Source organism: Bradyrhizobium sp. HKCCYLRH1030 (genome assembly GCF_051168395.1).
In the GTDB taxonomy this organism is placed as follows: domain Bacteria; phylum Pseudomonadota; class Alphaproteobacteria; order Rhizobiales; family Xanthobacteraceae; genus Bradyrhizobium.
In genome coordinates this window covers 622,495-643,967 of the sequence record NZ_JBNPUY010000003.1, presented here as the reverse complement: position 1 = coordinate 643,967, position 21,473 = coordinate 622,495, and the positions used below count along the sequence as shown (strand labels likewise).

20 protein-coding genes are annotated in these 21,473 nt (G+C 65.7%); 10 read left to right on the top strand and 10 right to left on the bottom strand.

The annotated features are described in order from the left end of the window. Positions 1–279 precede the first annotated feature (279 nt). The 4 genes from ACQR1E_RS13140 to ACQR1E_RS13125 all read right to left on the bottom strand — a co-directional run bounded on the left by ACQR1E_RS13140 (position 280) and on the right by ACQR1E_RS13125 (position 3,721). Positions 280–882, bottom strand: coding sequence for a hypothetical protein (locus ACQR1E_RS13140; protein WP_434897132.1), 603 nt, complete (start codon positions 880–882; stop codon positions 280–282). Positions 883–1,142: 260 nt separating this feature from the next. Then, a complete protein-coding gene (locus ACQR1E_RS13135) occupies positions 1,143–1,370 on the bottom strand; it encodes a hypothetical protein (RefSeq protein ID WP_315718641.1) in 228 nt (75 codons plus the stop codon). Positions 1,371–1,700: 330 nt separating this feature from the next. Then, complete coding sequence (locus tag ACQR1E_RS13130) at positions 1,701–1,910, bottom strand: PRC-barrel domain containing protein (protein ID WP_315718640.1); 210 nt, start codon at positions 1,908–1,910, stop codon at positions 1,701–1,703. A gap of 143 nt (positions 1,911–2,053) precedes the next feature. Continuing rightward, on the bottom strand, positions 2,054–3,721 hold the full coding sequence (locus ACQR1E_RS13125; protein WP_434897131.1) for a tannase/feruloyl esterase family alpha/beta hydrolase: 1,668 nt from the start codon (positions 3,719–3,721) through the stop codon (positions 2,054–2,056). 186 nt (positions 3,722–3,907) lie between these two features. Here ACQR1E_RS13125 and ACQR1E_RS13120 point away from each other — a divergent pair, with 186 nt between their 5' ends. After that, positions 3,908–5,266 (top strand): LLM class flavin-dependent oxidoreductase, encoded by a 1,359-nt coding sequence (locus ACQR1E_RS13120; protein WP_434897130.1) that lies wholly within the window; start codon positions 3,908–3,910, stop codon positions 5,264–5,266. Positions 5,267–5,278: 12 nt separating this feature from the next. Here ACQR1E_RS13120 and ACQR1E_RS13115 read toward each other — a convergent pair whose 3' ends face one another. After that, positions 5,279–5,929 (bottom strand): aspartate/glutamate racemase family protein, encoded by a 651-nt coding sequence (locus ACQR1E_RS13115; RefSeq protein WP_316166941.1) that lies wholly within the window; start codon positions 5,927–5,929, stop codon positions 5,279–5,281. Positions 5,930–6,042: 113 nt separating this feature from the next. Beyond that, complete coding sequence (locus ACQR1E_RS13110) at positions 6,043–6,705, bottom strand: O-methyltransferase (RefSeq protein ID WP_434897129.1); 663 nt, start codon at positions 6,703–6,705, stop codon at positions 6,043–6,045. Positions 6,706–6,798: 93 nt separating this feature from the next. Here ACQR1E_RS13110 and ACQR1E_RS13105 point away from each other — a divergent pair, with 93 nt between their 5' ends. From ACQR1E_RS13105 to ACQR1E_RS13065, 9 genes are all read left to right on the top strand, one after another. Next, positions 6,799–7,449: a TetR family transcriptional regulator gene (locus ACQR1E_RS13105; protein ID WP_434897128.1), complete on the top strand. Its 651-nt coding sequence runs from the start codon at positions 6,799–6,801 to the stop codon at positions 7,447–7,449. A gap of 321 nt (positions 7,450–7,770) precedes the next feature. Next, positions 7,771–8,298, top strand: coding sequence for a hypothetical protein (locus ACQR1E_RS13100; protein ID WP_316193985.1), 528 nt, complete (start codon positions 7,771–7,773; stop codon positions 8,296–8,298). A 78-nt stretch (positions 8,299–8,376) separates the two neighbouring features. Further along, a complete protein-coding gene (locus ACQR1E_RS13095; protein WP_316193986.1) occupies positions 8,377–8,637 on the top strand; it encodes a hypothetical protein in 261 nt (86 codons plus the stop codon). A gap of 1,057 nt (positions 8,638–9,694) precedes the next feature. Continuing rightward, the gene (locus ACQR1E_RS13090; RefSeq protein ID WP_434840888.1) at positions 9,695–10,693 is read left to right on the top strand and encodes an aliphatic sulfonate ABC transporter substrate-binding protein; all 999 of its coding nucleotides are present in this window, start codon (positions 9,695–9,697) and stop codon (positions 10,691–10,693) included. Between the two features lie 81 nt (positions 10,694–10,774). After that, positions 10,775–11,392 carry a nitroreductase family protein gene (locus tag ACQR1E_RS13085; RefSeq protein WP_315828409.1) on the top strand — a complete coding sequence of 206 codons (618 nt, stop codon included), beginning with the start codon at positions 10,775–10,777 and terminating at the stop codon, positions 11,390–11,392. A gap of 92 nt (positions 11,393–11,484) precedes the next feature. Further along, complete coding sequence (locus tag ACQR1E_RS13080) at positions 11,485–12,780, top strand: O-acetylhomoserine aminocarboxypropyltransferase (protein ID WP_434897127.1); 1,296 nt, start codon at positions 11,485–11,487, stop codon at positions 12,778–12,780. 4 nt (positions 12,781–12,784) lie between these two features. Then, positions 12,785–13,567, top strand: a complete 783-nt coding sequence (locus ACQR1E_RS13075) for an alpha/beta fold hydrolase (protein WP_434897126.1) — start codon at positions 12,785–12,787, stop codon at positions 13,565–13,567. Between the two features lie 124 nt (positions 13,568–13,691). Continuing rightward, the gene (locus tag ACQR1E_RS13070) at positions 13,692–14,096 is read left to right on the top strand and encodes a BA14K family protein (protein WP_434897125.1); all 405 of its coding nucleotides are present in this window, start codon (positions 13,692–13,694) and stop codon (positions 14,094–14,096) included. 140 nt (positions 14,097–14,236) lie between these two features. Then, positions 14,237–14,749, top strand: a complete 513-nt coding sequence (locus ACQR1E_RS13065) for a hypothetical protein (RefSeq protein WP_316166954.1) — start codon at positions 14,237–14,239, stop codon at positions 14,747–14,749. 60 nt (positions 14,750–14,809) lie between these two features. Here ACQR1E_RS13065 and cyoB read toward each other — a convergent pair whose 3' ends face one another. The 4 genes from cyoB to flgK all read right to left on the bottom strand — a co-directional run bounded on the left by cyoB (position 14,810) and on the right by flgK (position 21,451). Next, complete coding sequence (gene cyoB, locus ACQR1E_RS13060; RefSeq protein ID WP_316184470.1) at positions 14,810–16,813, bottom strand: cytochrome o ubiquinol oxidase subunit I; 2,004 nt, start codon at positions 16,811–16,813, stop codon at positions 14,810–14,812. 15 nt (positions 16,814–16,828) lie between these two features. Further along, positions 16,829–18,598 (bottom strand): SDR family oxidoreductase, encoded by a 1,770-nt coding sequence (locus ACQR1E_RS13055; protein ID WP_434897124.1) that lies wholly within the window; start codon positions 18,596–18,598, stop codon positions 16,829–16,831. A gap of 171 nt (positions 18,599–18,769) precedes the next feature. Further along, positions 18,770–19,678: a flagellin gene (locus ACQR1E_RS13050; RefSeq protein WP_434897123.1), complete on the bottom strand. Its 909-nt coding sequence runs from the start codon at positions 19,676–19,678 to the stop codon at positions 18,770–18,772. A gap of 15 nt (positions 19,679–19,693) precedes the next feature. Beyond that, entirely contained in the window at positions 19,694–21,451 is a 1,758-nt protein-coding gene (gene flgK / locus ACQR1E_RS13045) for a flagellar hook-associated protein FlgK (protein WP_434897122.1), read from the bottom strand. Positions 21,452–21,473 lie beyond the last annotated feature (22 nt).

Here is a 21,473-nt window from a genome sequence, read left to right as displayed (position 1 = left end):
AGCCCTCAATCCCGAGACCCGCAAGGACTCCGCCGTCCACGTTTCTCTTTCTTCATCTTCACTTGTCAAACAGCCCGCACTTGTTAGTTCGCTTCGAACTAATTAGTGCATCAACTTCTTTGGTCTCTTTCACCGTGGAAGTCCCGATTGCCGGGGCGCTTCACATAGCTGATTTTGAGAGACCGTCAAGAGCCTTTCTGAAGAAAAACTCAGGAGCCAGTCGGAAGAAGAAACATCAAAGAAAACAACGTTGGTCCCGAAAGTCGGGGGCCTCAGTCATCAGTGATGTCCGGCTGGCGTGGTGGTGAGATAGTGCGATGCCGCATCCCGCGCAAGAACTTTTTGCGACGGCTGTGCAGAAATGTGGATAGCGCTGTCGCCGCCCACGCTCGGCCTCCTCACACGCCGTTTCTGTTCCATTTTGGAGCGGCGGGCGCGCGCAGCGTCAGGAATTGTCGCCTTCGGTTGCACCAGCGCACGATGCGAGTGCGGCATGGGCATCAGGACGAGATCCTTCCGCCGGACAAGGTTGGTCGGACAGACGCTGTCGAGATTGCTGGTGCCGATTTCGAGGGTCGCGATCCCCTCCCCCGCCTGCGACGATCGCGGCGCGGCGCGGAACGCCAATGGTTCCGGACCGAACGGGCCGCTGAGCCCGGGATCGAAGTTCGCGGCGTCGCACACATTCGCGAATGCGAACTGGCATTGGTCTCGCCACCGCGAGCACGGAAGTGATGCCAGGGATACGATCGGCGATATCCGCAAGCCTGGCGGTGACGCGGCCGGGAATGGCTCGGCTGTCCCGGCCGGATCGGTCAGCCCTGTTGCCGCAAGCTCCGGAAATACCACCAGCCCGACGAGGGCGCCCTCGCCACCAACCAAACATGCTTCAATCAGCGCGGGCTTGGAATTGGTTCATCGTGCTCGCGTCTCTGGACTGACTTGCCCAACGCACGGACGTTACGGTCGCTTGGGACGTCGATCCTGTCGAGCGCGTCGTTGCAGCGATGCCAGCATCAATTCGAGCCCGCATGCAGCAAGAGCAGCCGCGGCATTGTTGCTTGGTCGACATTGTTGCCTGGTGACCTGCCGCGTGGTGACCTCCGCGGCGCCGCGTCGTCCGAGGCCGGCGCGAGACGGCGTCAACGCGATCGCGGCGGCGTGCTGCGTGCTGGAGCCGTCAGGAAGCGATCGAGCTCGACGATCGCTTCGGCCTCGCGGGCGCGCCGCAGCTGCCTGGCCTGCTCGATGCCCGGGGGCAGACGTTTCGCCCTGTCTCGCGCTTCGCGCGCCATCTCCAGCAACCGCTCACCCAACGACATCGTCTGCTTGACACGCCGGCGCCGCTTCTTTTGACCTTCTACGTCCATGCGGGATTGCATCCAGTTTCATTGATGCGTATCGACGACTCTAGATCAGGAGCTGCCGCGCGCATCAACATAAGTGAATCGGCCGTGACCAACGAAGTCCGGGCGGCAGAGCAGCAGCGGCCGGCCGCGCCGGGAGCATCGAGGCTAGCCGCAGCACCGCCGACGGCTCCTTCGCACGGCTGGGATGCGTGGACCGGGGGCGGTCTCTGCCCGCCCCGGTCCCATCGGCTGATGCGCGCGGTTGGGCAGAACGAGCATGCGCTTTCGCCGCAGCGTCTGGAGCCAGTCCAGCACGTCGTTGCGCGACCTGAGTGGACGAGGCAATGCCACTCAGGCCTGCGCGAACTTGATGGTCGACACCGGCCAGCGGCCGTCATGGCCACCGATGGTGATGCGCAGACCGTGGAGTTCGTCAAGATGGACGTACTCCACTGTTCCGGCCTTGCCGTCGCTCAGCGCCACAGCCTTGCCGACCAGCTCGGTCTGCGCCCGTTCGAATTCGCGCAGGATGCAGAAGGCTCGCGTCTTGACGGCAACCATGAGGAACTTCGAGACCTGAGGGGGGAACCGCCGGGCAGCACAGGCCGCTCGACGGTCGTTCAAGTCGGCACGCGGACGCCGAACGTCAACCCGTCCTCAAGCAATCGTGCGCGCCGCAAGGCAGCGAGCGCCGGGCTTGCCCATCAGCGGCACTCGAAATTCGCCGCATCCTCGAGGCTGCCGCTGCCCTTGTAGGTCAGCACCTTCGGGAACGCGCAGAGATCGCGTGTGCGCCCGGGCCATGGCACATCGGGCGCGCGCCGCGCGGTGGCCCGGATCGCCTCGGGCGCCGCGGCCGTGCCCTCCACCCATCGGTCCAGCGCGGTCAGCAAGTCGAACTGATCGGTGGCGGGTCCGCCGCCGCAATGGTTCATGCCGGGAACCAGGAACAGCCGCGCGAAGCCGTCGGCATCAGCGCCGTATTTGGTCTTGAGCTGATCGACATAGTCGACGGTGTCGAGCGCCGAGAAGATCGGATCGGCCGTGCCGTGATAGAACAGCATCTTGCCGCCCTTCGCCTTGAAGGCGTCGAGATCGGTCGAGGTCGCGGCCTCATATTCCATGCCGGCGTCGAAGCCGCCGGCGCCCTTCATCACCTTCCGCGGATCGCGGTCGAGATCGAAGTTGCGTACCCAGGCGACGAGATCCTCCGGCGTCTCCGGCGGGCTCATGAAATCATAGGCGACGCCGCCGGGAATGAGCGTGAGGTTGCGCGCATTGGGCGGACTCGCCTTGGGCGTACCGAGCTTCCAGGCGCGCCAGCCGGGCGCGGCGAGGCCGGGATCATACGGCCAGCGCGCATAGATCAATCCGCCCATGGAATTACGGCTGCCGTCGAACATCAGCTTGACGGCTTTCAGCTTGGGGACAGGCAGGCACTGCGAGTTCTGGCCCTCCTTGCAGGCGAGCGCGGCCGGATCGAAGCGGCAGGCCATGACGTCCTGCACCATGCCATCCTTGGCGCCGTCGGCGCCATCGCACGACGCGGTCACGGCATCGGCCACCAGCTTCAGGTCCTCGTCGCTCAGCGCGCTGCCGACATCGGCCTTGCCGTCCGGGCCGGGCGGCGCGATCGCCAGCAGCGCCTGCTCCTGCGCGATCACATCGATGCCGGCCAGCGGCACGCGATAGGCCGGCGCGCCGGCGATGACGCCGTCGAACAGCTCCGGGAATCGCTGCGTCACCGCCATCGCCTGGCGGCCGCCGTTGGAGCAGCCGGCGAAGTAGGAGCGGCGCGGCGCCTTGCCGTACAGCTTCTCGGCCGCGGCCCTGGCGGCAGCAGCCACCGGCGGAATCGAGCTGTAGCCCTTGTCGCGCCGCGCCTGCGGATCGAGGCCGAACAGATAGGGCCCGAGCGGCCCCGGCTCCTCGAGATGGCCTGCGTCGGTCGAGGCCACGGCATAGCCGTTCGAGAGTCCGTTGGGCGGCGTGTTGCCGGTGAGCAGGCCGAGCGCCGGGCGCAGCACGCCGTCGACGCCGCCGCCGCCCTGAAAGACGAACTTGCCATTCCACGTCGCAGGCAGTCGCAGCTCGTAGCCGATAGCATAGGGCTTGCCGTCGATGCCGGTACGCTCGTTGATCTTGCCCCGGACCAGGCAGTGATCCGGCGCAGGTGCGGTCGCGCCCGCAGGCGCGGGCGGCGCCAGTTGCACGCCGCCCGCAGCGACGAATTCCGCCGTGACGATGCGGCCGCTGCCGGAGAAGCCCTGAGCCAGCGTGGCACAGCTCGCCTTGAAATCCTCCGCATGCGCGGACGCCATGGCCGACGTCGTCAGCAAGACCGCGGTCAGCGCCGTCACACGGATCGTCATCACGGTCGTCCTCACACCTGCGGGCCAAAGCCCGTCACGCATCGTCGTTGCTTCGCGGCACGCTCGATCGCTTCCGACCATAGCCAAGCCTGCGCCCGCCGCAAGCGGCCGTGCGCATGGGTGCGATTGAAAACGTCAGCCGAAGCGTGCCATCTGATGGGTGTCAAGGAAGCGTCGAGGGACATCATGGCTGCGGACATCAGGTTGAATGCCTTTGCGATGAACTGCGTCGGGCACCAGTCGCCCGGCCTGTGGCGGCATCCGCGCGACCGTTCCTCCGACTACAATCGCCTGCCCTATTGGCTCGACCTCGCCAAGACCTTGGAGCGCGGCCGCTTCGACGGACTGTTTCTCGCCGACGTGCTCGGCGTCTACGATGTCTATGGCGGCAACCCCGAAGCGGCGCTCCGCCACGCCATCCAGGTGCCGGTGAACGATCCGATGATGCTGATCTCGGCGATGGCCGCCGCGACCTCCCATCTCGGCTTCGGCGTCACCTGCACCTTGTCCTATGAGCCGCCCTACCCGTTCGCGCGGCGGATGTCGACGCTCGATCATCTCACCGAGGGCCGCATCGGCTGGAACATCGTCACCGGCTATCTCGACAGCGCCGCACGCGGCATGGGCAGGGAGCGCCAGACCGCGCATGACGATCGCTACGACGTCGCCGACGAGTACATGGAGGTCGTCTACAGACTGTGGGAAGGCAGCTGGGAGGACGACGCCGTCAAGCGCGACCGGACAAGCGGCGTGTTCACCGATCCCACGAAGGTTCACCGTGTCAGCCATCGCGGCGAGAACTACCAGCTCGACGCCATCCATCTCTGCGAGCCGTCGCCGCAGCGAACGCCGGTGCTGTATCAAGCCGGCACCTCGCCGCGCGGCCGCGTGTTCGCCGGCCGGCATGCCGAATGCGTGTTCATGTCCGGCCCGTCCGCCAAGATCATCGCGCCGCGCGTCGCCGCGATCCGCCAGGCCGCCGCCGACGCGGGTCGCGCGGGCAGCGACATCGTCATCTTCAGCATCGCCACCGTCGTGCTCGGCGAAACCGATGCGGCGGCCGAGGCGAAGTTCGCCGACTATCGCCGCTACATCGACCACGAGGCGTCGCTGACCCTGATGTCGGGCTGGACCGGCGTCGACTTCTCGACCTACGACCTCGACCAGCAGGTCCGCCACGTGCTCAACGATGCCGGCCGCAGTGCGATGGACAACGTCACGCGGGCCGATCCGGACCGGGTGTGGACCGTGCGCGAGGTTGCCGAGCATGTCGGCATCGGCGGTATCGGCCCGGTGTTCGTCGGCTCACCGGCGAAGGTCGCCGATCTCATCGAGAGCTGGATCGAGCAGACCGGCGTCGACGGCCTCAACCTCGCCTTTGCGCTGTCGCCGGAGAGTTTTGCCGATGTCGCCGACATGCTGGTGCCGGAGCTGACCAGACGCGGCCGCTACAAGAAGGCCTACCAGCCGGGAACGCTGCGCGAAAAGCTGTTCGGCCGCGCCCGGCTCGCGGCGCCGCATCCGGCGGCGAGCTACCGGCCGTAATGCTGCTGGTACTCAGCCCGACAGACGCGACAGCAACACAGCCACCGCCGCCTCGATCGGCTTGATGATCGGCACGGCGAATTGCCGCTGCAACTGATCGGCGGCCTGCGCCAGCGGCCCGCCGCCGATGATCACGGCCTCGGCGCCGTCCTCGGCAATACAGGCGCGCGTGGCGTCAGCCAGGGCGGCAGCAAGCCGCGCCGGATCGACGGCGAGCGCGGCCGGGTCGCCCTGCGTCAGACGCGTCCCGGTGAACTGCGCCGACAGGTTCAGCCTGTCTGCAAGGCCCGCGATGCTCGCGACCAGCGCGGGCGTCACCGTGGCAACGCCGAAGCGCCGCCCGCCCTCTGCGGCCTCGCGCATCGACGCCTCGCCGATGCCCGCCACCGGCAGCGAGCACTGGCTGCCAAGCTCCGCGGCGCCGGGATCGCCGAACGCCGCGACGATGATGCCGTCGCAGGCATCGCGATGCGCGCGGCCGATATCGACCACTTCCGCCGCCGATGCGGCCAGCGCCTCGGCATCCACGATCATGGCCGGCGCCCGCGTCGCGGTCGCGCCGACCACCTCAGCCCGGCCGGCGCAGCAGGCGGCCGCAATCGACACCATCATCGCGGTGGTCGTGGCCGAACTGTTGGGATTGATCAGGAGGATGCGGGGCATGAGGACGGTTGCTCAGATGACGAAGCTCTCCTCGTGAACAATCGTCGGCCAAAGGTCAACTCCAGGCCCATTCGCCTATGGGGTGGCGGGCGTCCGCCGTTCGTCGCCGGCGCTCACCCGATCCGCATCGACAATTCGACTTCGTCGCCGAACGGCACCGACAGATAGCCGTTATCAGGCGAACGGACGTAGGCGAGGTAGTCGGGGCTGTGGTCGGCATTGTCAGCGACGATGAACGCGCCGGCGCTGAGCCGGCTCTCGAGCAGCGCCAGGATATCGCCATACAGCGGCTTGGCGCCGTCGAGCAGCACGAGATCGATGGTCTCCGGCAGATCGGCGCTCAGCGTCTGCAGGGCGTCGCCCTGGCGGATCTCGACCAGATCGGCCAGGCCGCCCTCCGCGAGGTTGACACGGGCACGGGCGACCTTGGACGGCTCGAACTCCGTGGTGATCAGCCGGCCGCCGCCATTGTCACGCAGCGCCGCGGCGAGGAACAGCGTCGAGATGCCGAACGAGGTGCCGAATTCGACGATCGATCGCGCACCGACGCCGCGCGCCAGCATGTAGAGCAGCATGCCGGTGTCGCGCGACACGGGCAACGGAAAGTCCTTGAGCTGCGTGTAGAGCTCGACATGGCCGGACCGGCTGCGCATCAGTTGCGCGCCCCGTTCGGCCATGCCGGCGAAGATCGGGCTCGTCTCCGGCCGCAGCAACGTGGCCTCGGCAAGCAGGCGGTCCAGCAGCGGCGCCACCGGCTGGGTGGTCAGGGTGATCATTGATATTCTCCGTGGTCTCGATGCGTGTCGTTTGCGTCGAAGTCAGAATACGAATAATCATTCGCATTCGCTAATCGCATTTCGGAACGCTCCATGGCCCCACCTCGAAAAGCCCCGATTTCCCCGCGAAAACTGCCGCAGCAGGCACGCTCGGCCGACCTCGTCGCGGCCATTCTGCAGGCGGCTGTTCAGGTTTTGACCAAGGAAGGCGCGCAACGTTTCACCACGGCCCGTGTCGCCGAGAAGGCCGGCGTCAGCGTCGGCTCGCTCTATCAGTACTTCCCGAACAAGGCGGCGATCCTGTTCAGGCTGCAGAGCGACGAGTGGCAGCAGACGACGAAACTGCTGCACGGCATTCTGGAGGACACGCGCCGTCCGCCTCTGACGCGATTGCGCGCGCTCGTTCACGCGTTCCTGCAATCGGAGTGCGACGAAGCCGCGGTGCGTGGCGCGCTCGACGACGCCGCCCCGCTCTATCGCGACGCGCCCGAGGCACGCCAGGCCAGGGCCCGTGGCCGCCGCGCCATGCTCGCCTTCATGCGCGAGGTGCTGCCTCGCGCCGGAGAGACCGAGCGCGCGCGGGCCGCCGACCTGATCAAGACGACGCTCAGTCAGGTCGGCAAGCACTTCTCGGAAACGCCGCGCAGCCGGGCCGAGATATCGGCCTATGCCGATGCGATGGCCGACATGTTCTGTGCGTACCTCTCCACCGCGAACAAGCCTCACAGACGTAAGGCCGAGTAGTCCTAGAGCCGGCGCGTCTCCGGTCAAGCGGCCTCTCGGGGCACTCCCGCCATGCGCGGCTTGTCCCGCGCACCACGCCTCTCCCACGCACACTGGGAACCTCTGCACGGCCACGGGCTGCCGCGACACTACGTTGACTTGATGCCGTCGTATCCCAGATCGCCGCTGACTTGATGCAGCGCCGCAGGTCGGGGGCCCGCAGCCAACAACGGACCTCTCATCAGAGTCCGGGAGTGCCCGTTAAGGGCGATTATCGGACTCCAAATCACCGCCTTGAACGCTTGGCGATTTAGCGGCAGGTTTACCTGGTTGGAGGAACCCATGGCCGTCATCACGACAATTGTTGCGATTGCCGCCGTTCTGATCTCCGCGATGCAGTGGCTTACCGCGAAACAGAAGATCGCCGTCGATGCTCTCGAAAACCGCCTCGAAATTTACGAAGACATCGTATCGATGGTCGCTGAGTTTTCCGGAAGTGGAAACTTTCCGGTCGAATTGCACAAAAGATTCATCCAGACGATGAGGCGAGCCCGCTTCTATTTCGGGCCGGAAGTCGACGAGTACCTCGACACGCTGCGTCTAGCAATGCACCGGGGTGATGGCAGCCTCGGCTTCCGGCAAAACCTCTCGGAGGAGGAGTTCGTCAACGTATTCGACATGGTCGACGAGAGCTTCGAGACGCTAGATCGAATGTTCGTGCCGTATATGCGTAACGATCAGCGGATGCCGTTGGCCTGGTGGTCTAGTTGGAAACAGCAAATCGGCTCAAATCGGTCCGATCTGAGACGCCGAGTTGCTTCCGTCGGGAAGAAGCCAAAGGGCCAATCTGGTCCCTGGGGTTCTAAATGAAATCGTCGTCAACGTGACCGTCACAGGCTAACGTTGCTTCGGTCGAAAGGTCCCCCAACGCTAGGCTGGAGAACTCCAATGGCGCGCGACCTCTATGACGCAATGAACGTATTAACGATTGATCTCGGGAAAGCCGTCATAGGGCGTTACGATAGTGCAGATGAAGCGGCCAAGATGATCGCAGGCACGTCCATCAACTTACCCGCCCGCATCTTTAGCTACCTAGAGCGAGAAATGGCGTTCGCCAAGGAAGAGTGGGCACCAAACACTAGCTTCGATCCGCCAACCGGCGTCATGGTCATCAACGGGATCAGAGTAAACCGGGATGACGACACTTAATCATCCGCCTCACTCCTGGGCGTCCGAGAAAGGCTGAATGCGGATGCCGCCGGCTCGATCGCAGAGGTCTGCCTTAGTCACGGGCTGTCCTCCCGAACGTGCCCACTCCGCGGCTCCTGCCCCCCATGGCTGCCGGCTCGGCGCACCGCGCAAGTCTGCGGGCTTCGGCCAAATCCGCTCGTGAGCTCCCGCGCTTCATTTCAGCCGGCAGTTCGATCGGACATGCCCGCCCAGACCTCTGCGGAGAGGCGCTAAGACGTCATGGCCGGGCCGAGGCCCTGCCATGCCGTCGCGGCAGAGGGGCGTGATATGCCGAAGCCCCAGGGCTTGCGTGACGAGCCAATGGCTTCTCCTCGCGCGTGCGCGACGAAACGGAATTCGCCCGCATTCTCAGGCTGATTTGCCCTGTCCAGTCCCGCCACGAAAAATATTCTTGTTTCTTTTTTTCAGAATTCATGATTGTATCACCCCATCCCGCCCGATCGAGAGGGGCGCTTCGCGAACGTCACGAAACGTTGGTGCGGGATGCGATGGCCGGTTCTCGTCGCAGCGTGCGTCAAGCGCGCGGACGAACGATGGGAGCCGGACGGCGAAATCGCGTGGTCCTGATACTCCGATGCTAGTATCAAGTCTGCGACGAGGCTCGGCTTCGCGCAGGCGACGGTGGCCAGAAAGCTCGGCGCGCCGGGGAGAACGCGTATAAGCCGTAAGCCCGTTGCGCAGGGAAGGCCGGATGTCCGGCTGATCCTGTGGTAACCGCCGCGTGCTTCCTTTTTTGCACGCGGGCCATGGGTGTCAGTCGACGCCCGGCCTTCCCTGTGCCCTCTCTCGATGGAGGGACGAACGGCAGACATCTCTCGGACGCTCTGCGCGTGGCGAGGATGCGAACGGCTGTCTCGTCAGATCTCGCGCGCCAAGAAAACAAAACTTCTCGCGGCATGGGCACATGAGAAACTTTCCTCTCCATATGAACAGATCTGCAAAATTGCGCAGGGCTGACGATCCTGCGAATGATCCTGGACAATTGCATGCAACCGCCTGTTTGGGAGATTGCCGAATGACACCGTCCTTCAGCGGCCTGCGTCGCGCGCGGCCCTTGCATCTCGCCCGTCGCGGCGTCCTGATGATGGCCGCGGCCCTGCTCGGCGCGCTCGCCACGTCGCAAGCCGATGCAGCCGAGACGCTGCGCATCGGCTATCAGAGATCCTCGACCCTGATCGCCCTCCTCAAGACCAATGGCGAGTTGGAGAAGGCGCTGGCGCCGCTCGGCATCAAGGTGTCGTGGCACGAATTCTCCAGCGGCCTGCCGCTGCTGGAAGCGATCAACATCGGCAGCATCGATGTCGGCGCCGATGTCGCCGATACCGTCCCGGTGTTCGCGCAGGCCGCGGGCGCGAGGCTCGCTTATGTCGCCGAGGAGGCCGCCTCGCCGTCGGCGCAGGCGATCCTCGTGGCAACGGCTTCGCCGGCCAAGACGCTCGCTGAGCTGAAAGGCAGGAAGATCGCGGTGACCAAGGGCGCCGGCAGCCACTATCTGCTGCTCGCCGCGCTCGCCAAAGCGGGTCTCACCTTCAAGGACATCACCCCCGCCTATCTGCCGCCCGCCGACGGCAGGACCGCTTTCGTCAGCAACAATGTCGATGCCTGGGTCGCGTGGGATCCGTTCCTGACCAGCACCATCCGCCAGTCAGGGGCGCGCGTGCTCGCGGACGGCAGCGACGGGCTTGCCAGCTACAAGCGCTACTATCTCGCATCCGCCGACTACGCCGCCGGGCATGGCGACGCCCTCAACGTCATCTACGGCAAGCTCGTCGAAACCGGCAAATGGGTGAAGGCCAATCCGGCCGCCGCGGCGAGCCAGCTCGCTGCCCTGTGGGGCATCGATGCCGCCACCGTCGAGGAGGCCAACAGCCACCGCTCCTACCAGGTCGGCGCGGTCACCGCGGCCGGCCTGTCGGAACAGCAGAAGATCGCGGATGCTTTCCTGGCGGAGCGCGTGCTGCCGGCGAAGGTGGACACATCGGCGTTGGCGATCTGGACTCCCAAAGCGCCGTGAGCCACACAGGAGCCGAGATTGTGCCCGGCAGCGAAGCGCGGCACGAGGCCCGACGACGAGCCTGAACGAAGGAGACCACCCGTGACTGCCCATCTTCCCCCGACCGGCCGCATCACCGAGCATCCGGCGCATCGCATCTTCGTCGATCGCTGGTCGCCGCGCGGCTTCAGCGACGAGGCGCTTCCCGAGACGGAGCTCCTGACCTTCATCGAGGCGGCACGCTGGGCGCCCTCCTCCTACAATTCGCAGCCCTGGCGCTTCCTCTACGCGCTGCGCGGCTCGGCCGAGTTCGACACCTTCCTGGCGCCGCTGGTCGAATTCAACCGCGGCTGGGCGCAGCATGCCGCGGCGATCGTCTACGTGTTGTCGAAGAAGACCTTCATCCCGGCGGGCAAGACCGAGCCGGCACCGACGCGCACGCATTCCTTCGATGCCGGCGCGGCCTGGGCCAATTTCGCCAACCAGGCCGCGTTGTCCGGCTGGATCACCCATGGCATGAGCGGCTTCGACGTCGCCGCCGCACAGACAGCGCTCGGGGTACCCGACGGTTTCGCCGTGGAGATCGCGATCGCGGTCGGCCGCAAGGGCGATGGCGAAAAGCTGCCGGCCATGCTCAAGGAGCGCGAGAAGCCGAGCGCACGCCTGTCCATCGCCGAGATCGCCTCGGCCGGCCTGTTCCCGCAGCGCTTCGGCGGCTGATCGATGTCGCAGGGGCGGCGCACCGCGCCGCTCCTGACGGACCGCGAAATCTGTGGCAGAAGATGCGATCTGCTTGAGGAGAGTTGATCCGCATGCCACCGCCGAAACCGCCCGCCTTCGAGACCCTGAGCCTGCACGCGGGCCAGCACCCGGATCCCGCGACCGGCGCCCGCGCGGTGCCGATCTATCAGACCACGTCCTATGTGTTCGACGACACCGAGCACGCCGCGGCGCTGTTCAATCTCGAACGCGCCGGCCACATCTATACCCGCATCTCCAACCCGACCACGGCCGTGCTCGAAGAGCGGCTCGCCGCGCTCGAAGGCGGCGTCGGCGCGGTCTGCACCGCGAGCGGCCAGGCGGCGCTGCATCTGGCCATCGCCACGCTTCTGAATGCGGGCGATCACATCGTGGCCTCCTCCTCGCTCTATGGCGGCACCATCAATCTGCTCGCGCACACGCTGCCGCGCTTCGGCATCACCACGAGCTTCGTCAAGCCCAGGGATCACGACGGTTTCCGCACCGCGATCAAGCCGAACACGCGGCTCCTGATCGGCGAGACCCTCGGCAACCCCGGCCTCGAGGTGCTGGACATCCCCAAGGTCTCGGCGATCGCGCACGCGGCCGGCGTGCCGCTCCTGATCGACAACACCTTCGCTACGCCCTATCTCAGCCAGCCGATTTCCCAAGGCGCCGACATCGTGATGCACTCCGCGACCAAGTGGCTCGGCGGCCATGGCATCGCGATCGGCGGCGCGATCATCGATGGCGGCCGGTTCGACTGGCGCGCCTCGGCCAAGTTCCCGCAGCTCACCGAACCCTATGCCGGCTATCATGGCATCGTCTTCGACGAGCAGTTCGGCGCGGCCGCCTTCATCATGCGCGCGCGGACCGAAGGCCTGCGCGATTTCGGCGCCTGCCTGTCGCCGACCAACGCGTTCCATCTGCTGCAGGGCGTCGAGACGCTGCATCTGCGCATGGAGCGGCACGTCACCAACACCCGCGCGGTGCTGGAGGCGCTGACCGCCAACAAGGCCGTCGACTGGGTGCTGCATCCTTCGCTCGAGACCCATCCGGACCATGCGCTCGCCAAGGAGCTGTTGCCGCGCGGCGCCGGCTCGATCATCTCGTTCGGCATCAAGGGCGGACGTCCCGCGGGGCGCAAGTTCATCGAGAGCCTGAAGCTGATCAGCCATCTCGCCAATGTCGGCGATGCCAAGACGCTGGTGATCCACCCCGCCTCGACCACGCATCAGCAGATGGACGCAGCCCAGCTCGCCGCGGCCGGAATCGGCGAGGAGCTGATCCGGCTCTCGGTCGGCATCGAGGCGGCCAGCGACATCATCGACGATCTCGGACAGGCGCTGCGCGCCTCGCAGAAGGTGTGAGCCCATGCAACTGTCGATCGGAGATCATGAGGTCTTCGCTGCCACGGGCGGCCGCGAGTTCGATTCGTCCCTGCCCGCCGTCGTCTTCATCCATGGCGCCGGCTTCGATCATTCGGTCTGGGCGCTGCACAGCCGCTGGTTCGCCCATCACGGCTTTGCCGTGCTGGCGCCCGATCTGCCGGGCCATGGCCGCTCGACGGGGCCGGCGCTGCCGACCATCACCGCCATGGCGGATTGGATCGTCGGGCTGTTGCAGGCGGTGAACGCGAAGCCCGCTCACCTGATCGGCCATTCGATGGGATCGCTGATTGCGCTGGATGCCGCGGCGCGCCATCCCGATCGCGTGTCGGCGCTCAGCCTGATCGGCACCGCGGCAGCGATGACGGTCGGACCTGACCTCCTGAAGGCCGCCGAAGCCAACGATCACGCCGCCGTCGACATGGTCTCGATCTGGGGGCTCGGTTTTGCCGCCGAGCTCGGCGGCAGCCGCGCGCCGGGGCTGTGGATGCATGGCGGCGCGCAGGCGACCCTGGAGCGCTGCGCGCCGGGCGTGCTGTTCAACGATCTCTCCGCCTGCAACGCCTATCAGGATGCGCTGGCAGCGGCGGCCAAGATCAAGGTCCCGACGCGGTTGATCCTCGGCGAGAAGGACATGATGACGCCGCTGAAGGCCGGCAAGGCGCTGGCGGCTGCAATCGCGCAATCGCGCATCATCGTGCTGCCGGGCGCGGGACATACGATGATGGCGGAATGTCCGGATGCGCTGCTCGATGCGCTGATCGAGTAGCTTGCGGTCACGGTTCTGCCATTGGATGCGACCTCGTGCCGCCGACATGCTCCGTCGCGGCGCGGAACGGAGGGCGACGGCGAGCCGTTGCCCTCCGGCACAACGAACAGAAAGGAGCACGCAGATGGATCTGCGCAAACTTTTGACGGTCGCAACCATCGGAACGATGTCGCTCGCGGTCGCATCGCCGCTCGCCGCCGCGCCGTTGCTGCCGAACCACCCGGCGCCGGCCGCCGCCACGCAGAACGCGACCGAGCTGCAGCAGGTGCAATATCGCCACTGGCGCGGCGGCTACGGTCATCGCCACGGCGATTACGGCCATCGCTATGGCGGGCATCGCCACGGCTACGGTGCGGGTGCCGCCGCCCTGGGCGGTCTCGCGGCCGGCGCGATCATCGGTGGCGCCATCGCCAACAGCCGCGCCGAGGCCGCCAACGCCCAGGCCTATTGCGCCCAGCGGTTCCGGTCCTACGACCCGGGCTCCGGCACCTATCTCGGCAATGACGGCCTGCGCCATTCCTGCCCGTAGCGACGCCAAGGCCGATGCCGGTCTCCGGCATCGACCGCCGCCTGGACCCATGGCGCGCGACAAAACGTCCGCCGCGACAAATGCAACGAAGTTCGTCTCATCCGGTTGAGTATGAGCCTGAATCAACGGGAGACATCGGGATGGTCACCTTCAAAGCCGCCGCGACGCTCGCCATCGCCGGCGCACTTTCTTTGTCCACGCTGCACTCGGTCTCGGCTGCGCCGCTGACGTCGCTGTCGGCAGCCGCCAAACCGGGCGCCGAAAGCTCGAATGCCGTCCAGGTCCGCTACGGCGGCTGGCATGGCGGCTGGGGCGGCGGTGCCGCAATCGGCGCGGGGCTGTTGGCGGGTGCCCTGATCGGATCGGCGATCGCCGCCCCCTCCTACTATGGCGGCTACGCGCCCTATCCCTACTACGGCGGGTATCGCTACGCTGCCTATCCCTACGGCTATGGCGGCTACTACCCGGCCTACCGCCCCTATTACGGCGGCTACGGCTACGGCTACAGCTACGTGCCGCGCCCGATCTATCGCAGCTACGGCTATTCCTATGGCCCGCGGCCGTGGCGCCACAGCTACGGCTATTACCGCGGTCCGGGTTGGGGCCATCACCGCCACGGCCATGGCGTGATCCGCGCCCATCATCGCTGGTGATGTGAATTCGCCGGTGCGTGCGGCTGGCCCGACGCACCGGCAGCTTCCCTTCGATGGGTCTCAGGCCCCGGCAGCCGCTGACGACGACAATCCCTGCCGCGCTTCGATGATGCCCCGATCGATCCGGGCGACCTCCGCCGCAGGGATGACGTACTCGTCGTGATCGCGCCAGGCAAACACGACGAATGTCGCCAACGCGCCCATTGCGCCGAGCGCCACCATCCACCAGATGTGCCAGATCAGCGCGAAGCCCATGACCGTGGCGAAGAAGGCGCAGACGAATCCCGTGGGGGAGTTTTTTGGCAGCTCGATGTCTTGGTAGTCCTTTTCCCGCGTATGGAGCTGCTGGTCTTTTGCATTTTCCTTGATCCGCCAATACGCATCCTGCCCCGTCACATTCGGCAGCACCGCAAAATTGAACACCGGCGGCGGTGAGGACGTGGCCCATTCGAGCGAGCGGCCGTCCCAGGGGTCGCCGGTCGTATCGCGTAGGAGCTCGCGATCGCGGATGCTGAAGACCAGTTGGAGAATCTGAAGAATGACGCCGATCGCGAGCAGCGCCGTGCCGAACGTTGCAGCTGCAAGCCAGGGACGCCATTCCGCGACATCGTAGTGCTGCATCCGTCGGGTCATGCCGAGCAGGCCGACGACATAGAGCGGCATGAAGGTCACGTAGAAGCCAATGAGGGTGAACCAGAACGCCGCCTTGCCCCAGCTCTCATACAGCCGAAAGCCGAACGCCTTTGGAAACCAGTAAGTGACACCCGCGAACACCCCGAACAGCACGCCGCCGATGATGACGTTGTGGAAATGGGCGACTAGGAACAAGCTGTTGTGCAGCAGGAAATCCGCCGGCGGCACCGCGACAAGCACGCCGGTGAGCCCGCCGATCATGAAGGTGATCATGAAGCCGACCGACCACAGCATGGGCGTCGTGAAGCGCACCCGCCCGCCATACATCGTGAACAGCCAATTATAGATCTTCACGCCCGTAGGCACCGCGATGATCATGCTCGCAATGCCGAAGATCGCGTTCACGTTGGGGCCCGCCCCCATCGTGAAGAAATGATGCAGCCAGACCATGAAGGAGATGACGCAGATCGCCATGGTCGCCAACACCATCGAGCGATAGCCGAACAGCGACTTGCTCGAGAACGTCGCGACCACCTCGGAGTAGATCCCGAACGCCGGCAGAACCAGGATGTAGACCTCGGGATGTCCCCAGGCCCAGATCAGGTTCATGAACATCATCATGTTGCCGCCGGCCTCGTTGGTGAAAAAGTGGAAGCCGAAATAGCGGTCGAGCATCAGCATCGTCAGCGTCGCCGTGAGGATCGGAAACGCCGCGACGATCAGCAGGTTCGTTGCCAGCGTGGTCCAGCAGAACATCGGCATGCGCAGATAGCTCATGCCCCGGGTGCGCAGCTTGAGGACGGTGGTGACCAGGTTGATGCCGCTGACCAGGGTCCCGACGCCGGAGATCTCCAGCGCCCAGATGTAATAGTCCACGCCGACTCCCGGCGAGTAGGTCAACTCCGACAAGGGCGGGAACGGCAGCCAGCCGGTGCGCGCGAACTCGCCGACCACGAGGGACACGTTGACCAGCAGCGCGCCGGTGGCCGTGAGCCAGAAGCCGACGGAGTTCAGCGTGGGAAAGGCGACATCCCGTACCCCGAGCTGCAGCGGCACGACCAGATTCATCAGCCCGATCACGAACGGCATCGCCACGAAGAAGATCATGATAGTGCCGTGGGCGGAGAAGATCTGGTTGTAGTGCTCCGGCGGAAGATAGCCGTTGGAATGAAACGCCACCGCCTGCTGCGTTCGCATCATGATCGCATCGGTGCCGCCACGCAGCAGCATCATGAAGGCGAGCAGCATGTACATCACGCCGATCCGCTTGTGATCGACGCTGGTGATCCATTCACGCCAGAGATAAGGGAAGTACCCCTTCGCCAAGACCCATCCGAGGACACCGAGGATCGCCACCAGCACGAGGCCTGCGGCCACGAGCGGGATGGGCTGGCCAAAGGGGATCGCCGACCAATCGAGCTTGCCGAGCATGGACGCCCCCGGGGATCAGCGAGTAATATGTCGGCGCGATGGCCGCGAAGGCCGGCGGGCGCGCGCAAGAGCAACCAACGCGATGCCTCCGAGCCCAAGTGCCAATCCAATTCTGCTGAGCTGCCCGGCCGGCGGCAGCTTCTTGCGCACGAGCCAGCCGCCGCTCACCGCGGTGCCAGCGGCGATCGGCGCCAACACGGCACCTGTGCTGCGTGGTGCGCCCTTCGCGCGCGACAACAGGAAACGGAACGCCGTGCTCAGGAGTCGCTCGGTCGGCCAGCGCGCCAGGGCATAGGAGATCTGCCCGAGCCGCGCCGGCCAGCCGACGGCGACTTCGTCGTGAGGAGCGCGGATCAACTGCAAGAACGTCTCGGCGACGTCCTCAGGCCGATACAGCAGCGGTCCTGGATCGAGATTGCGGCCGGACATGTTGGCGCCATGCACGAAGCCGGGCGTGTCGACCATCGCGGGGAATACGCTGCAGACGTGGATATCCTTGTGACCGGCGAGTTCCTGACGCAAGCTCGCCGAGAAGCCCCGGAGGCCGAACTTGCTGGCGGTGTAGGCGGCGGCGAACGGAGTCGAAGCCCATCCACCGAGCGAGATGTTGTTGATCAAGGTTCCGCGCTGCTGCCGCAGGAAGACCGGCAGAACCGCATAGGCACCGTTCATCGTCCCCAGCAGATTGACCTCGATGGTCTTACGGTGGAGCGCGATGTCGGCGTCCTGATAGGCGCCGAACACCCCGGTTCCGGCGTTGTTGATCCAGACATCGATGCCACCGAACGTCTGCACGGCCTGATCGGCCAAGTGCATGACCGCGGCTGCATCGATCACGTCGGTGCCGACGGCGATGGCGCGCCCGCCAAGGGTTTCGCATTCAGCCGCGACATCTTTCAGCACGTCCACGCGCCGCGCGGCCAGCACGATGCTGGCCCCTTCCCGCGCCAAGGCGAGGGCCGTCGCCCGGCCGATGCCGCTCGAGGCGCCCGTCACCACGACGCGCGTTCCCTTCAGATCACGCATCAGCCGGCGCGCCTCGGGGCAGGCATCCAGCAGCCAGCCGAGCGCGCGGCGCAGCTGCTGCGCGCCCCCGGTATCGAACCATCGGCCATGGGAAAAGACGACGCGTTCGGGCGCCAGCGCAATCAACCGCGCCGCCGCGAGCCGGACGGCACGGCCGCCGAGCCGCAGCAGCATCCGCAGATAGGTCGGTGCCTTGCCATCAGGCGCGGTGATCCCGAGCAGATTCGCGGCGGTCCGCGCCACGATGCCCAGACCTTCCGGTGCAAGGTTCTGCACGAGGTCTGTCAGGACGAGTGTGCGGCTCGGCCTGTGAAACAGCGCCACTTCGGTGAACATCGGTGCGGCAACGAGCACCAACTGGATATCTTCGGACCATTCGTCCGGCGTGAATTCGGTCAGCTCACGATCGATACGCAGGCCGCTGCGGCGAACCTGCTGGCGCTCTGCCAAGCCGGGCGCTGCGAAGACCCGCGCATTCGGCAGGGCCGCCTGCCAGTCCGGCAGGAACATCCAGTGCGCGACGTTGGGCGCGAGCAGATATTTGATGGGTCCCAGCTGCTCCAGCTCCTCCCGCAGCGCATGAGTGAAGCGCGTGGGCGAGTGCAGCAGCAGATCACCGCTCGACAGGCGGATCACCGTCATGCGCACGGAGAGCGGCAGTCCGGCGGCCCGAATCCGGCCGCCGTCGACGATCCACACATTGTCCGCCACGGGCCGCAAGCCATGGCCGTCGCTTCGAGGCTGAGTTATCTGGTCCATGAGAGTTCCGCCGACGAGATGCCCGTCAACAAACCTCCGGCGCGGCGCATGGTTTCAATCGGCTGGGAATGCGGATCCCAAGGCCGGCCGCCGGCAAGGTCTATGCCCGCCCGGCAGATCCGGCTCTGCTCGGGTCCCTGCGCCCTGCATCGCCGCGCGATAAGTCGGGGCTCAACGCAGGTAACTGGCCAGGTTCAGGCTCTGGATCTTGGAGATGGCGGTATAACTCGCCGTGAGCTGGGCTTGATAAGTCGAGAGCTGGGCGGTCACCGCCGCCACATCGACGCTGGTCAGGTCGGTCGCCAGGCTCTCGGCATAGCTCTTGTAATCGGTCTGCTGCGACTTCGCGCTCTCGATCCGGGACGCCGCATCGGAGAGCTTGGCCTGTACCGTGGCGACATCGTCGACCGCCTGATCGGCAAGCGACAGCGCGGAGGTGATGTCGGTTCCGGACAGGGTCGAGCTGTTGGCCACGAACTTCAGGACCCGCATGACCTCCTCGAACGCCGGGTTGTCGGCAGTAACGCCATAGGTGACCGACTGCCCATCGGAAACCCGGACCGTGGCAAGCTCGCTGTCGCCCTGAAAATAGCTGGTATCCGTCGTGGTCAACGATCCCGTGCCGGAAGCGAAGCTCGACGTATCGACCGCCGCCGTCGCGGTCCGCGCACCGCCGAACAGATATTGCCCGTCGTACTGGGTGTTCAGAATGCCCGACATCTGCTGCAGCAACTGCTGCGCGCTGCTGATCGCGGACGTGGTTCCCGTGCTGCTGCCGGAGCTCGCAGCGCTCAGGGCCGTGCGCAGCTGACTGACGATGTCCGACACCTGCCCCACGGCAGAGTACATGACCTGCACTTTGCTGTCCGCCAGAGTCGCAGCGTCGATGTAGGACTGCGCCCGCGTGACAGAGACCTGCAGATTGACGACGTGCTGGGTGTCGGCGCCGTAACCGGCGAGATACTCGGCCTTCAGCCCCGAGGCCTCCTGCACCTGGAGGTTGGCCATGGTCGCCTGCGTCCGCAGCGCGCCCGTGATCATCTGGTCGGAGTTCGAGAATGTCGCAATCCGCATCGTCATGATGTGCACTCCGGACTAGGTCGATTGCACGGCAGTGAGCAGAGACGAGAACATGCTGTTGACCACGGAGATCAGCTGCGAGGCGGCAGCGTATTTGTTCTGCAGCGAGCTCAGCCGCGCCGTCTCCTCGTCGAGGTTGACGCCCGATTGCGAGGACAGCGAACTGGCATAGCTCGACTGGGCCGTCGACTTCGCGGTGTAGGCAGTGGAGGCCTGCGACGCCTTGCTGGCGACATTGGCGACGATCGCCGCGGCGTAGTCGGCGAACGAGCCGGTCGTTGCGCTCAGGCCGCCAGCCGAGGCGAAGCTGGTCGAGCCGGTCAGCTTGTCAACGAGCGCGTCGATGACCGTCGCCGAGCCGGCCGTCAGCACCTGGCTGCCGGTCGTCAACGTCGCGGAGCCGTCGAGCGTGCCGGTGGGCAAACCGGCCGCGCCGCTCAGGATGCTGCTGTTGACGGCAAAATTGGCGGCGCTCGTGCCGGTGACGAGGTCATTCATGCCGAAATAGTCGGAGAAGCCGCTGCCGCCGACCGCGCTGGTCATGTCGTTGATCGCGATGCCGTTCGACGACGACGTGGCGCTGATCGACATGTGTCCGCTGGAATCGATCGAGGCAGAGACCCCGGAGATGCCGTTGAGCGCCGTGACCAGATCGCCCACCGTCGCATAGGACGACAGGTCGAGATCCTCGTACGAAACGAGATTGCCGCTCTGGTCAGCCACGGCGATGCGGACCGTTCCGGACGCCGACAGGGCCGTCGTACTGCTGACGCTCGCCGACCCGGTCAGAGCGGTCGGAGGTGGAACGGCCGATGCGCCATTGGTGATCGCATTCAGCGACGATTTCAGCTGCGAGGCCAGCTGATCGAGCTGGGTCTGCGCGGCCGGCAGGGTCTCGTCCCGCAACGTGACCAGCGAACCGATCTTGCCCGACGTGATCTGCGACGTGACGTCGACGCCGTCGACCATGATGCCGCTGAAGCCGCCGGACGCATAGCTCGACGCCGCCGAGACATTCGCCGAGGCCGTATAGCTCAGCGTGTGCGCCGAGCTGTCGACGAGAGCTCGCCCCGACGAGGTATAGACCTGAAGGTCGCCGTTCGACGCCGCGTAGTAGCTGACGTTCATATAGGACGAAAGGTCCTGCAACGCGGCATTGCGCTCGTCCTCGAGATCGGCGGTCGATTGGCCGGACGCCGCCATCTTGCGGATCTCGACATTGAGATCGGCGATCTGTTGCAGGTCGTCGTTGGCGCTCTGAACCGACGACGCGATGTCCTTGTCGGCGTTGGCCCGCAACGTCTGCACACCGCTCGACGTGCTGCGCAGCTGGCTGGCGAAGTCATCCAGCGCGCTGACGACTGCCGATTGCAGCGAAACACTGCTGGGCGAGCTCGCCAGCGACGACAAGGCGGACTCCAGCGATGCCAGCGAGTTTGCCAGCGACGTTCCCGTCGTCGAGGTGCCGGATGTGGACGCGCTGCCGAACAGCTGCTGCAGTTGCGTCAGATAGTTGTTCGTGGTGTCGGCCGCGCCGAGCTCCGAATTGGCTCCGATCAAGGATTTCAGCAGCAGCTTGTCGACATTGCTCGAAATGCCGGTAATGGAAACGCCGGTCCCGATTCCGCCGGTCACGTTCGTGACCTGGTTGGCCGTCTTCTGCGTATACCCCTTCGTGTCGGCGTTCGAGATGTTCGACGACGCCACGCTGATCTGCAGCTCCGTGGCCGAGATGCCGCTGAAGGCGACCAGCCGTGCTATGTCGAGCGACATTGCCCTACTCCCGCTGTTGGCT